The 13,928-nt window shown below is 45.6% G+C and carries 10 protein-coding genes; 6 read left to right on the forward strand and 4 right to left on the reverse strand.

All coding sequences use genetic code 11. The features are described from left to right. The first annotated feature begins 1 nt into the window (after position 1). Complete coding sequence (locus QUB64_RS22905) at positions 2 to 949, forward strand: hypothetical protein (RefSeq protein ID WP_333276407.1); 948 nt, start codon at positions 2 to 4, stop codon at positions 947 to 949. Between the two features lie 192 nt (positions 950 to 1,141). Here QUB64_RS22905 and QUB64_RS22910 read toward each other — a convergent pair whose 3' ends face one another. The 3 genes from QUB64_RS22910 to QUB64_RS22920 all read right to left on the reverse strand — a co-directional run bounded on the left by QUB64_RS22910 (position 1,142) and on the right by QUB64_RS22920 (position 5,960). Continuing rightward, on the reverse strand, positions 1,142 to 3,256 hold the full coding sequence (locus QUB64_RS22910) for a hypothetical protein (RefSeq protein WP_333276405.1): 2,115 nt from the start codon (positions 3,254 to 3,256) through the stop codon (positions 1,142 to 1,144). A gap of 846 nt (positions 3,257 to 4,102) precedes the next feature. Next, positions 4,103 to 5,569 carry a CHAT domain-containing protein gene (locus QUB64_RS22915; protein ID WP_333276403.1) on the reverse strand — a complete coding sequence of 489 codons (1,467 nt, stop codon included), beginning with the start codon at positions 5,567 to 5,569 and terminating at the stop codon, positions 4,103 to 4,105. Between the two features lie 166 nt (positions 5,570 to 5,735). Next, positions 5,736 to 5,960: a hypothetical protein gene (locus QUB64_RS22920; protein WP_333276400.1), complete on the reverse strand. Its 225-nt coding sequence runs from the start codon at positions 5,958 to 5,960 to the stop codon at positions 5,736 to 5,738. Positions 5,961 to 6,027: 67 nt separating this feature from the next. On the opposite strand from QUB64_RS22920, the gene QUB64_RS22925 reads away from it, so the two are divergent. The 4 genes from QUB64_RS22925 to QUB64_RS22940 all read left to right on the forward strand — a co-directional run bounded on the left by QUB64_RS22925 (position 6,028) and on the right by QUB64_RS22940 (position 11,057). Next, positions 6,028 to 6,672: a hypothetical protein gene (locus QUB64_RS22925; protein ID WP_333276396.1), complete on the forward strand. Its 645-nt coding sequence runs from the start codon at positions 6,028 to 6,030 to the stop codon at positions 6,670 to 6,672. A 31-nt stretch (positions 6,673 to 6,703) separates the two neighbouring features. Beyond that, complete coding sequence (locus tag QUB64_RS22930; RefSeq protein ID WP_333276393.1) at positions 6,704 to 7,633, forward strand: DUF1822 family protein; 930 nt, start codon at positions 6,704 to 6,706, stop codon at positions 7,631 to 7,633. 29 nt (positions 7,634 to 7,662) lie between these two features. Beyond that, positions 7,663 to 10,125, forward strand: coding sequence for a CHASE2 domain-containing protein (locus QUB64_RS22935; protein WP_333276390.1), 2,463 nt, complete (start codon positions 7,663 to 7,665; stop codon positions 10,123 to 10,125). A gap of 101 nt (positions 10,126 to 10,226) precedes the next feature. Then, positions 10,227 to 11,057 carry a DUF928 domain-containing protein gene (locus tag QUB64_RS22940; protein ID WP_333276387.1) on the forward strand — a complete coding sequence of 277 codons (831 nt, stop codon included), beginning with the start codon at positions 10,227 to 10,229 and terminating at the stop codon, positions 11,055 to 11,057. Between the two features lie 48 nt (positions 11,058 to 11,105). On the opposite strand, the gene QUB64_RS22945 is transcribed toward QUB64_RS22940, so the two are convergent. Then, positions 11,106 to 13,472: a CHAT domain-containing protein gene (locus QUB64_RS22945; RefSeq protein ID WP_333325897.1), complete on the reverse strand. Its 2,367-nt coding sequence runs from the start codon at positions 13,470 to 13,472 to the stop codon at positions 11,106 to 11,108. 179 nt (positions 13,473 to 13,651) lie between these two features. On the opposite strand from QUB64_RS22945, the gene QUB64_RS22950 reads away from it, so the two are divergent. Next, on the forward strand, positions 13,652 to 13,928 hold a 277-nt coding region (locus QUB64_RS22950), incomplete at its 3' end, for a hypothetical protein (RefSeq protein ID WP_333394219.1).

The following is a 13,928-nucleotide window of genomic DNA, read 5'->3' on the forward strand; positions in this document are numbered from 1 at the left end:
TATGGAAGATTTTGGTATTATTATTGCCTGCTGCGACCAGGATTATCTGTTTGCTAAGGGTTGCTGTGCTAGCATTAGATATTTCCTGGGAGATGTGCCGATTTGTTTGTTGATTGACGGTACGTTTTCTGTGAGTGCTTTAGAAAAGTCCTATGGGGTGCGAGTTATCGATCGCACAACGGTTTCCCAAGAGGTTCTCAGGAAAAGAAGTTTTGGTTGGGGGAAAACTAAAATGATTGCTTTCTGGGAAAGTCCTTGGTCAAATTTTATGGTTTTGGATGCCGATACGATCGTCTGGGGCGATGTTCTCAAGTTGGCTAATTTTCAGGATTTTGATTTTACTGTAGACCAACCTTGTCAGGAAAATTCGGATGCCGATATTTCCAAGTTTTTCTTTGATATTCCGGGTGTTGAGAAGTATTACCCCAGTTTTAGTTGGTCGAAATTTCGAGCAAATTATTTCTGCACTGGTACTTTTTTTGCTAAACGCGGTGTTTTTAGCTTGGAAGAATACATAGAAATTTTAGATTTTACGGAGTCACATCCGGGGATTTTTAAGTACGGAGAAATGGGGTTTTTGAACTTTATGATTTTCCGGGCGGCGCAAGAAAATCGGCTGCGGGTGCAGAATGTGGATATGCAGTTGTTGGTGCCGGATTTTGACCAGGATTGGGTGAGAAAGCGGTTTCCGATGGAGTCAAGCGGGCCTGCGGGCGATCGCCCTGAGGCGACTGTGATTCACTGGTGCGGGCCGAAACCGACTTTATCGACATCTAAAGTTTACTCGGAACCGATGAATTTTTGCCGCCGCAAGTGTCAGGAGGATGCTTGGAACCGCACGGGTTTGGCTGCGGAGATGTCGCTGCAAGTTGAGGATTTGCAGCGATCGATCTACGTGTACAAGAATAAGTTTAAGAAGAAGTTTCGGCAGTTAGTGCGATCGACCTGAAAAAATACCACAATTAAGTTTGTAGTAAGGAATGCGAGTCCTTATATTATGTCCGGTAGATTACCTACAATAAAATTAGTTTGTAGTGAGGATTTTAGTCCTAGGGTAAGAAGGACTCGCATTCCTCACTACGAACCAATTTTATTATGGTTGTCGATCTGAATATTATTCATTGATCGAGAGATCGACAACTCACTCATCCAGGGGCAAAGTTGGCCCGGCTGGGGGTAAAACTTGGCGGTGAACGCTGACTTTGTGACTTTCCCGCTGAGTTTGCATTTCCACGGCGATCGCCTCAAATTCGACTTCCATGCAGCCGTAGGGAATCTCTAACTCGATACTTGCTCGCATATTTCCTAACCCGGTAGCTGTAAATTCGGTGATCCAGCGCGGCCCGTCGAGAATTAGGTAGGTTTGCCGATCGAATACCCAAACTTTTACATAAATCCGGGGCATTAATTCCGGTAGTTGCACTTTCACTGTTACAGCCTGGCCCGCGAGGATTTCGGCGCGCGGCAATTCCAAGATTGGCATCGGTACTAACTCGTCTTCTGGTAAAACGTAGGGAGTTGGGGGAGCTGCTTCTGCTTCGACTTTTGTGGTTTTTTGAGCAACTTGTTTCGGCTGCGGGGGTTCGTCAAAAACCACAAATTCTCTGGCTTCCGGGCCGGTTGGTTGGGGTTCGGAAATGGTTTCGCTGGTTGCGGGCTGCTGCTGGGTGGGGCTGCTTTCTTCCACGACGGCGATCGCCTCGCTGCTATTTGGCGCGGCTTTTGGAGTTGGCGACAGGGTGGTTGCTTTCAGCCATTCGGGCGATTCGCCGGTGCTGGCTAGGGAACTCAGCCTCGACCAAAATCTATTTTCGACTTTTAAGGTTTGAAATGCCTGTTTTGAGGGTGCTGGCGGACTTTCTGGGGCTGTTGTTTCTGGTTCGGGGCTGTTTTCTGGTTTTTGGTCGATCGCCCGAACTTCGGTCTTTTCTGTGGCTGTTGGCTGGTCTAAAGGTTTGGCTGGTTGGTCGATCGCCCCTGCGGCTGTTTTAGGGGAATTGGAAATTTCAGAGAGCAATTGCGATCGGCTGCTGTCGGGCGGTTTGTTACCGAATGCCGGCAATTCTAGACCGCCCGCACTTGGGGTCTGACGGGCACTCAGTTGAGGGGGTAGGGGCTCGTTGGTTGGGGATTCACTGGTTGGGGCGTCGGCGGGGGATGGAGGCTCTAAGGATTTTTCTACTAGCTTGAAAAAGGATAGATTTGTGGCGCTCCGAGGCGGTTTTGCTGCGGTTGGAGAGGGTTCTGCTTGATGCTTTTCTTCGATGAAATTTTCTTTAATTGCCTCTAGCAAATGTTCTAAACGCGCTGTAATTGTGAATAGTTTGGTGGCTAGGGTAACGCCGCCGCTGCTGAGTATTGCTTCTCCTAGAATTAGGCGGCTTTTGCACTCCTTTGGGATGTAGGTGACGCAGGCAAAGATGCAGGGGGGAGCTTGTTCTGGCATCGGCTGCTGGATTTGGGCGAGTATTTTTGAGGTTTGGGGATCGCGCAGGTAGATTTGTATTTGTGCTGAACCGATGAGTTTTTGCAGTTCTAGAGTTTGGGATTCGGGGATGAGAGTTGCTGTTTTTCTGGTGGTTTGGGGCGGTTGGGGAATGTCGATTTTGCCGGAAATGATTAAGGGGCGGCCGAGTTGAGTCACGAAGGTTTCTCGATCGAGTACAAGTTCGAGTTCGAGTTTGACTGGGGCTTTGGGCGGCTGAGGGGTTTGGGGAAGGGGGAATTGGTAGATTTTGGTCGGCTGCGGTGCTGGGATGGCTGCTGGGGGTTGGGTTGGTGCGGGCAGATCGACTGGGGAAGCGTTTTCTGAGGCCGGGCGATCGACTGGGGAAGCGTTTTCTGAGTCTGAGGATGAGGTGGCGGCTTCGGAGGAGTCGATCGGCGGTAGGGGTTCGGAGGTTTCCGATTCTGCGGGTAATACTTCCAACTGCACGCCGTACTGCCAAGGTTTTGCGGGTGTTGATTTGGGATCGGGCAAGCAGGAGAGTTCCCAGATTCCGGGCTTAAGACGGGTGTAGGGAATGATCACGACTAATCCTTCGGGATTGGTGCGGGCCGATCGGCTTTGGACTTTCCGCTGTGGGGCCACTTCGTCGAAGGATGTATGGGTGATGCGAATTTCGATGTCGGTGTTGGGGTGCTGAATGCGCGCCACGACGCGATATTTGCCTTCTAGAATTTCCACGTCGGGGGTTTCTAGGGGCAACCAGGCGCGATCGCCTTCTTTCTGTAGTAAAAATTCTAATTTTTTCATGTTTGTTTCCCCTTGAATGCTCCCGCTTGATTGGTCACAAGTTGGTGGTGGTTGGTTGAGCGACAGCTACAGATCTTGGATTACTTTATGTTGTACAGCCTATCACCAGTGTCGGTCAAGAGGCTCGATCGCGCGATACCTGTAGAGCCGCCAGACTTATGCCTTGCCGTTTCCCTACAGGTATCGCTGATGGCGATCGATCTTACCAAAGATATCGCGATTCGGCAGAGTCTCACGCCGGACACGGCAATGCGGTTTCCCTACAGATGCTTGCATGATAGAACTGACCCAAAAGCCTGTTTCTTTCCCCATGAGACCTCTTGCACTCATTCCCAAAGTATCTGGAAATCCATCTGCGTTGCATCGTCGGTTGCATCTGCCTGACATCTGCGGTTTCTGTATCAATAAAGGATTTATGCAATTGCTCCCAACTTGTAAAACAGGCATTTTTTCGGTTTTTACCCAACTTGTAAAACAGGCATTTTTTCGGTTTTTACCCAACTTGTAAAACAGGCATTTTTTCGGCTTTTACCCAACTTGTAAAACAGGCATTTTTTCGGCTTTTACCAAATTGTAAAACAGGCATTTTTTCGGCTTTTACCAAATTGTAAAACAGGCATTTTTTCGGCTTTTACCAAATTGTGGAACAGGCATTTTTCCTGTTTTTACCAAATTGTGGAACAGGCATTTTTCCTGTTTTTACCCACTTGTGGAACAGGCATCTTGCCTGTTTTTACCCAATTGTGGAACAGGCATCTTGCCGGTTTTTACAAAATTGTGGAATAGGCATCTTGCCTGTTTCTCCCCAATTGTGGAACAGGGATATTGCCTGTTTCTCCCCCCCACCTACCAAGGACTGCCGATCATACTAAAAGCTGCCCAATAATAAGGATGCGATAAATCTTTGCTGTCGAGTTTCGGGATAGATGGAGGTAACGGAGTTTCGCCCCTAGAACTCCGAAGTTGACCATTTTCTATAGTGACTTTACCTTTGATCGCAGCAATTTGTGCTTGCCTGAGAGCTTCAGCTTTAATGATAGGAGGATCTTTAGGCTTGCTGACTTTCAACTGCTGGTAAAACTCAGTCATCAGCGCCAGAGTCCCCGCATCGCTGACATACCACAAACTGGCGAGGGCAGATTTGGCTCCCGATTGCAGCGCTAAACCAGCAAATCCGAGTTCTGCTTCTCTGTCTCCCAACGCGGTTCGACAGGCGCTCAATACTAACAGTTCCAGCGGCGGATTTTTCCATTTCAAATCTCTCATTTGATCGAGTGTGAGTTGGGTGTCCCAAAATTGAATGTAGGAATTATTTGGGGTTCCCGGGCGGAATTCCGCGTGAGTCGCGAGGTGGATGATGCCGTATCTTTGTTGCAAGCGCTGGGATTGCAAGTTTACTATGGTGAAATCTTCGTTGACAAAGGATTGACCGGGCCACTGTCGGACGATCGCACTTAATTCTAACGGCACTGCCGGTAGCGGTTGTTTGTTCGCCGTTTCCGAGAAAATTGATGCTCCCATTGCTAAGACTTGGGAGTTTCTGAGGTCAGCATAATTGATCTCTGTGAGCTTGAATGCCGGAATGCGGGCGAGGCTGTATTTTTGGATCAGAAATTGCTTTCCGTCGTGCATTGCTGCTAGAGGTACGGTTCGCAAACCTTCGCCGAGGCAGAACAGCAAGGTGTCAATTTTGGCTTTTTGCAAATCTGTTTCTAGGGGTGCAATTATCCATTGATAAAGTTGTTGGGCTGGTTCGAGATAGCTGGTGGTGTTGATTTTTTGGGGGTTGGTGATTTCGGTGCTGAATTCTTGGACTACTCGCAGCAAGTTCTCTTTTTTGGCTAGCGGGACGCTGCGGTTAACTGGCGGGCGATCGGGCAATATTAAGATTAATTCTAGTTGGTCGCTGCGCGGGATGGCGTAAATTAAAGCTGATTTTTTCTTGGTTGGAACTGCTAAGCGGGAAAGTGTTTTTGATATTTCTTGGGCGGTTTTATCCCGGGCTGCAAAGTCTTGTTCCAAGTATTTTTGATAGTCTTCTTCCCAGTCTTTTTCGATTCTGTTGACGGCTTCGGTGAGGTTTCCGCGATCGAGAATATCTCTCATTTCTTGCCCTTGAAGCCCGCCGGGATCTGCGTTTTGAGCAATTGTAGGGAGGTTTGCGGTGATCTGGCAAAAAAATATTGCTGTCAAACAGTAAAAAATAGCTGTTTTAAGTTTTTTCAGAGTCGCGTGTTTTTGGCGGTGCTGCTGGGATTGGTGGTGCATGGTTTTGGGGCCCTTGACGGCGCAGTTAGCGACAGCAGTTGGCAAAAATTTGGATGTGGGTGCGAATCTTTGACTGTCACGACTTACGCCTCATCAACCCGGTTTCTGTGAGAAATCTTGGTTTGATAGCGAAGTATCTAGGAAGAAACCGGGTTTCTGACCCGCCTGCGAATTTTTGACTGTGCTGGCGATCGTCGCCCGATTATAGCATTCAACACAAAGCCCAAACATCTGCCGTAGGGTGCGCCGCCAGCACCGCCGAGCCCCCGCGCACCAACAGAGCCCCGCGCCAAGAAATTCGCACTTTATGTAAAGTTTTGTAAATTATGCAGAAGTTTTGCATAAAAATCGCAGATTCCCACAGATAGGCAAATAGAAGGCATTGCAGGGGATGTGCCCGCTCCGAGAGCGGGCGCACCAGTCGCTCTCGGAGCATTCGCTGAACTCCGGCGGCCTGCATAGCTGGTTGGAGACTATTTTTCTGAGTAACCTTGGAACAAGAGATGCCTACTAAGGATGAGATTGACGATCGGCTCAAACAGCTAGCCATAGCTGCCAAAAATCACCAGCCTAAAACTTTAGGGCGACAGAAAGCTGTGACTAGATTAGTGATGGAAATTGAAAAATATAAAATCATTAACTGTCCGCAGAATACGAAATTTTCCTATGCAATTTATCAGGAAATTTGTGCTGAAGCCAAACAGGAACTGATGTTTCGCATCTCCAGGGAAATTCACAACTATCGACCTGAAAAAAAGGTCAGTCAGTGGGTAAACTTCTTGATAGTTAAATGTTTTCAGGAAACCACCCCTAAAGTTATAGGGAGAAAAGATTTACCAACTGTATACTACGGAGATATGGAGCTAGTTTTCAATCAAATGGAAAAGCAGCAAGCCGAATATGAATCTTGTCCAATCGGAGCAGCTCTGATCGAGATGATTGAAGAAGATCCGGGCGATTTTTTTCAAAACGAAGTGATGAGAAGACACCCCCACGTCAACTTTAAATTGTTGCTGGTTAAGAGAGTGATAGAAGATGCAAGTTTGCAGCAGATATCCGAAGAGTTAGGAGTAAGTGTATCTAGTCTGAGCAGTTTTTACCAGAGGTCTTTGGAGAAATTCACGCCCAGATTCAGAGAATACTTATAGGACATTCAACACCCAAAAACAGAGATGAATCATGAATAACACAGAAGTTGATTTAGTTTTGACAATGCCGATCGCCCCAGCAGCGCGCCGCAGCGCTCAAACCCTTTCGCAGCAACAAAGTGACCCCAAAAAAGCCAAGCGGGTTTATCTGAATGCTTTAGCCGTGCACGCAGTCGATTTATATTTTCAGTGTATGGAAATAGACACGGATTTGGCGGCCAGCAATATTTGGAATCCTGTCATTCAGAAATTCATGGATATTGCGGATTTGGATGTCAAAGGTATTGGGAAGCTGGAATGCCGTTGGGTAGTGGAGGGTGAAGAGGATGTCTCGATTCCGGCAGAAGTGCGATCGGACAGAATCGGTTATATTGCTGTAGAGATAAGTCAATCTCTCGAAGAGGTGAAGTTGCTGGGATTTGTCAAAAATGGCGCTCGAGAAAAAATTCCACTGAGCGAGTTGAAGTCGATCGACAACCTGCTAGAATACTTAGACGAGCTCAAGCCTGTAAATCTCAGTCAGTGGTTGCACAATATTGTCGATAGCAGTTGGCACACAGCACAAACGCTGTTCGAGTCAAAACCAGAATTGCAGTTTGCTTTCCGAAGCCCCCAAGTTGTAGAAAAAAGTGCTTCAGCAGATGTGCAGGTAGCAGTCAAGCGAGGCAAATTACTCAGCTTAGAGTGGGGAAAAGAGCAAGTAGCTTTATTTGTGGAATTGATGACAACAGATGAACCGGATATCGATATTTCGGTAGAGGTTTATCCCACCAATGGTCAAACTAACTTGCCGAACGATTTGCAGTTGATGGTGTTGGATGATGAAGGTGAACCTCTGATGCAAGCTAGAGCAAATAAGACGGAAAATTTGCTATTTGAGTTAAGCGGAGAACCGGGAGAGCATTTTAGCGTCAAGTTGGCTTTGGGCGATTTTAGCGTAACTGAAAATTTTTTGATCTAATTGTCAATTATCAAAAGGGGGTGTGAATTATGGATAAGTTAATTGTTGTGAAATTAGATGGAAATTGCGAAGAAGGTTTTCGGTGTACCCTAACAATTGGGAAAAACAATCAATTTCCCTCTACGGACTTTACGGAAAGTAAAAGATTGCCTGCAAATCCGGAAATAGCCGCTTTTGAAGAAGAACATTGGCTGGAAAAATATCGAGCTATGGGAACAAATTCCCGGCACCACCAGCAAAATTTAGTGCATTTAATTTACCCTTTTTTGCACAAAGACACAAAAAAAAATACCGCTGTGAAATCGGCGGCGGCTAAAGGATTGTCTTTTCGTCGGATTAAACCTAAAAGAATTAACGCCAGAAGTCCTGTGAATGATTGCAAAGAATCTGGGAAAAAACTTGCGTTGATGCTGAATGATTGGCTGAAGTCTCCTGAATTTGCCAAGGTAGATAGACTAATTGGCGATAATTTAAATCCAGATGAAGAAGCAAGGGTGGTGATTTGTACAGATGACAAGCACTTGCACAAGCTGCCTTGGAATCAGTGGGATTTGTTTGAAAGATTTCCGAAGGCAGAACCTTCGCTGAGTAAATTAAACTATGTAACACTAGAAAATCCTGGACAACCTATCCGCAAGTCTAAGGTGAGGATTTTAGCAATTCTGGGAAACAGTGCTGGAATTGATATCACGCAAGATAAGAAAATTTTGGAGAATTTGTCTCCGAATGCTGATGTGAAGTTTCTAGTGGAACGAAAACAGGACGAAATTAACGACGAACTTTGGGAACAATCTTGGGATATTATATTTTTTGCGGGACACGGGGAAACTGAGGACGATATTGGAAAAATATATATCAATCAAACTGATTTTTTAACAATTAATGAGTTATGGTCGGGATTGAGGAAAGCGGTAAAAAATGGTTTGCAACTGGCAATTTTTAACTGTTGCGATGGGTTGGGTTTGGCTCGGAATTTAGATGATTTTCAGATGATTCCGCAAATGATTTTAATGCGGGAGTTTGTGCCGGATTTTGTGGCTCAAGAATTTTTAAAGTGTTTTCTTAAAGAGTTTGTGGATGGCAAGTCTTTGTATGCCGCAGCGGGGGAAGCACGGCGGCGGTTGGAGACTTGGGAAAAGGATTTTCCTTGTGCTAGTTGGTTGCCTGTAATTTGGCAGCATCCGGCAGCGAAGCCTGCGGTTTGGAACGATTTTTTGCTGGCCCCCGATTCGCCTGCTGTGGAGCCGGATTTAACTCCGCTTCCTACGCCTCCGAAAAGACCGCCGGTTAAGGGTTTTTCGCGCTTGAAGTCGGTGATTTTGGCAAGTGCGGGCTGTACCCTGGCTGTGATGGGAACGCGCTTTCTGGGGGTGATGGAGCCGTTGGAACTGTCAATGCTCGATCGCCTAATGAGACAGCGCCAACCGGAATTAATCGATAATCGGTTGCTGGTGGTGGAAGTGACAGACAAGGATGTTGAAAAGTACAAGTTTCCTCAAACTGATGCTATTTTAGCAGAGGCGATCGCCAAATTACAGCAATTTCAACCTTTAACAATTGGTTTGAATATGCACCGCAATTCGGCAAGGGAACCAGGACGAAAAAAATTAATTTCCCTGTTTGATAGCAATCCTAATATTATTACTGTATGCAGTTATGGCTCGCAGGATAAAAATTACGATCCACCGCCAGAATTATCTAAAGTAAAATCAACAAATCAACTTGGTTTTAGCGATTTAACTCCGGATGAATTGCGCCATGAAAAAGGTAGCAGTATTCGCCGTCAATCTCTGTCCTATGAACCAAGCCTTTCTCCTTTTACTAACAATTGTAAGATTTCCAATAGCTTCAGCTTTATGTTGGCTTTGCGTTTTTTGGAAAATCAAGGCATCAAATCACAGATAACTAACAATGAAGAGTGGCGAATTGGCGATGTTACATTCAAAAGATTGGCTACTCGCAGTGGAGGTTATCAAGATTTAAAGCCGTTAGTGAGTCAAATATTGCTTAACTATCGTGCCAACCCCAAACCAGGTTTTAAAGTGACCTTGCAAGAAGTATTGGAAGGAAAAATAAACTCTGATTTAGTCAAAGGCAAAATTGTCTTAATTGGTCATACTTCGGAAGCTTCGAGGGATGAGTCGGATACTCCTTACGGTAAAATGCCGGGAGTTTGGATTCATGCTCATATGGTGAGTCAAATCCTCAGCGCTGCGATCGATAAAAGGCCGCTAATGTGGGTTTTACCCTCATTCCAAGGGTTGCAGTGGGGAGATGCTGTTTTTGTGTGGCTGCTGGCTGTGACGGGCGGGCTGTTGGCTTGGCGGAGTCGATCGCTCTTGGTGTTGGCGATCGCTAGCGGTGGTATGATTTTTGTGCTGTACCAAGGTTCTCTGGTAATTTTGACTTTCGGGGGCTGGATGCCTTTGGTTCCGGCGGGTTTGGCTTTCGTTGCCACGGGTGGTATCTTGTTTGTGTACGATCGATCTTAATTAGCCTCGGCGGTTGAAACCTCGAAGAAATCTCGGCGGTTGAAACCGCGTCTACACAAACAAAGTCCGAACTCAGAGGGACTGAAGAGAAGAGGGGTTTTATGTATAAAATGCAGTTGCAGTTGGTGTTGGGTTTCATTTTGGCCGTGGATTCTGCGTCAGCGCTGGCAAATCCGGGTACTTTAGCAGACAATAATTTTGTCAAAAATCATGGAATTGCGATCGCACAAAACGCCAAACCCCAGAGAAAGCCGGATATAAAAACACCAATCACACCACCCGACAAAAACACTAAACCAGGGGCCGGCTCGAAAGTATCGAAAACACCTAACACACCTCCCGATTCTAATACCAAACCTGGTGGTGGACTCGACCCATCTAAATCCTGCAAAAGCACAAGTAAGGTACTGACTCTTTTAATACCCAACAAAAATGACCGTTTGACAACTTCTGCCCATCCTACCTTTTGGTTTTATATTCCCTATGCTCCCGAAGATCTAAAAAGGGGAGAATTTGTACTGGTAACTCAAGACGAGAAGACTTTAATTTACGAAACTTCTTTCCAGCTACCAAAAACTCCAGGGATTGTGAATATTAGTTTGCCTGCATCTCCCAACTATGCTTTAACAGAGGGGCAATCTTATCATTGGTATTTGAGAATATACTGCCGGGAAAATACAAACGATCGAGCAGATTTGGCTGTAGAGGGATGGGTGCAAAGGGTAGCTGCAACCCCTGAAACCGATCGCCTGAGTAATACGGGTGCACCGGATATTTGGTACGATTCGCTGACTCGTTTGGGAAATTTGCTGTTAGCTTCCCCAACCGATGCAAAATTAAGAAGTGACTGGAATAAATTGTTAGAGTTCATTGGAGAACAAGAGTTAAGTCAAGAACCGCTAGCGGGATCGGTTGTGGTGAATAAGGACTGAAGTCCTTACTACGAACAGGTTTGTAGTGAGGACTTGAGTCCTCAGAATTCACAGCCAATTACCGACTAAAATGTATGTAGCCCAAATATTCGCCGCCTGATATCTCTCAAAGAGAGACTTCTGTGCCAGATGCAGCGCTTTTGCCCTAGTCATTCCAGGTTTCGACAGTTCCTCATAAAACTGTACCATCAGTTGGGTATTCGGTGCATCTTGTGCTTCCCACAAAGTTGACAAAGTGCTGCGCGCCCCCGCACGCACCGCTATTCCCGCAAGTCCTAAAACTGCTCGGTTGTCTCCCGATGCTGTTTGACAAGCGCTCAAAACTAGCAATTCAATATTAGTCGATCGCTCTTGAGTCTCTGTTTCGATTAAACTGGCGATATCTTGACCTTTGAGGAGTGTTTGGTAAGCCACAATATAGGTCTCATCGGGGTCGGAACTAAATTCGCCGTGAGTTTTTAAGTGTACTGCGGAAAAGTTGCCTGTTTGGAGTTGATTTTGAATATTGGTTTTGGTAAAATTGGCTTCAAGCAGGGGTTGACTGGCTGGTACCTTTTTCCGAATTCCCTCTAATTCTTCCTTTAATTTCTGGATGACTACAAAGTTTTTACCGTCAATATTTTGCGGTTGACCAATACCACCGACGAAGACTTTCAGTTTTTGTTGTAGCGGTTGAGGTGCAAAAAGTGTGAGTTGTGGCGAAATTGCGATCGCATATTTATCTTGTACTAAATACTTATCGGATTTTTCATCATAAAGCACCGCCATCGGGATGTTCCGCAAATCGCCATCCAATACGAATACTAAGGTTTCAATTTGAGTATTGTTTTCCAGTTCTGGTTTCAGCGGTTCGATCAACCATTGGTAAACTTTTTGGGATTCAGCTATTACTTGAGGGTTATTCCCTGGTTTTCGCAAGTTGTTTCTGAGTCGTTGCAGAGTGGTTTCTACTATTTTTAGAGGTACGCGAGTTTCGCGATATGTCAGTGGCTTTCCGGGTACTTGAAAGATAATTGCTATTTTGTCTTCTAAGATAATTGGATAAATGAGCGCCGCTTGCGGATCGGGAATTTTGTTTATGGCAATGCTAGGAGATAAATTGCACCGCAAAAAATTTTCTATTTCTGCTAGTTGAAGTGCATCTATCTGTTGAATAGCTTGTTCTAAATTTGCCTGACTTGGCTGAGTATTTCCCTCGCTTGTCACGAGTAAATCTACAAGTTCGCGGTAAACTGGTTCGGCGTTGTCTCGGAAGGAAAACTGCACGTCGGGATTGACAGAAATTAAATCTTTGCGTAAAGATTGGAGGGTTTGAACTGATGCTTGATAAGCTACGATCGCATTTTTGGTCTCTCCTTCATCTTTCACTGTCAATCTGCCCAATTGCCACTGCCACCGATAGGCAATATCCGCCGCTTGGATTGACTGTGCAATGCCTAAAGCTTGATTAGTTAATTGCTTGGCATCTGATATTTGTCCGGTGAATTCGTACAATTCGCCGAGACTGCCTTTGGCGTAGGATTCGGCTCGCAAATTGCCTAATTTGGTAGCATCTTTTGCTGCGGATGCCAACAGTTTTGCAATATAAATTAATTCGGGGTTTGCTACGGTTTTACCTTTGGCTGCGACTGCACAGTGTTTGACTGCGGGCGGCAAAGGTAGTAAGATTTTCTCGATTTGCGATCGCTCCATTGTTTGCACTTTCAGACAAGTCAGGCTTTCGGCAAAGTCGATGCGAGTGTAGATGGATTCAGTCGTGACGGGCAAATTGTCAACTTGGGACTTGATTTCTTGCCATAAGTTGCCGATATCTGAGTTGGGTTGAGTTTCGACAAGCAGGCTCAGTTTATTTAATTTAGCTTGTAACTGTTCGGTTTTGGCAGAATTGGCGATCGCCCTTTCGTAAAAATCCAAAGCTTGGGCATAATTAAGCTTAGCATCCTTGCGGATATCTTCTTGCCGTTTGGCGATCGCCCGCTGGAGATTTCCCAAACTCAGATAAGCAGCGCTGATAGCGGGATTTAGCTGCAAGTTTTGGGCGATAGCTAAACTCCGGCTTAACATAATTTCCGAAGTTTTCAAAGCACCAGTCACGCGGAGTACATCGCCTAATGTTCTCAATCCCGCTGCGGTGATTTCGGTGTTGGGCAATTTTTCAATTGTTGCTTTTTCTGCCGGAGATACTTGATTGTCGATTAAGGTTTGGCAATTGAATTGGGTAAGTTCTAAAACTGGGAGTAAACTATTGCAAGCTTGGCGGTAAAGTCCGGCTGATTGGAGGTTTTGGGCGGCAGTGAGTTGCGTATTTGTTGGGGATAATCTGGGAATTTGAGCTGAAGTAGGTATTTGGAAGCTACATAAAACTGCTGTCATTGCTGCTAATACTAGCCAGAATTTCCACTTTTTTATATTCATTTGTGTTGGCCTCATATCATGATTTTAAAATAATGCAACTGTAACATAATATCATGTAGGATAGAACGACCGCAATTTTGTAGGGGCGGGTTCGCCAACAATATTTGAATCCCACAAATAATCTTGATAAACCCGCCCCCACACAACAGATCACCTACATGAACTTTGATTTCTGTTAAATGCAAAAAATGTCTGTGGAGATTTATCGTTGGGTGGGGCGGGTTTATGAATATTTGGAATGTGAATCAAAGGTGGTTGGTGAACCCGCCCCTACAGGAATAATGTATGTGGAGATTTATCGTTGGGTGGGGCGGGTTTATGAATATTTGGGATGTGAATCAAAGGTGGTTGGTGAACCCGCCCCTACAGGAATAATGTCTGTGGAGATTTATCGTTGGGTGGGGCGGGTTTATGAATATTTGGGATGTGAATCAAAGGTGGTTGGTGAACCCGCCC

Source organism: Microcoleus sp. Aus8_D2 (assembly GCF_036702665.1).
GTDB lineage: Bacteria > Cyanobacteriota > Cyanobacteriia > Cyanobacteriales > Microcoleaceae > Microcoleus.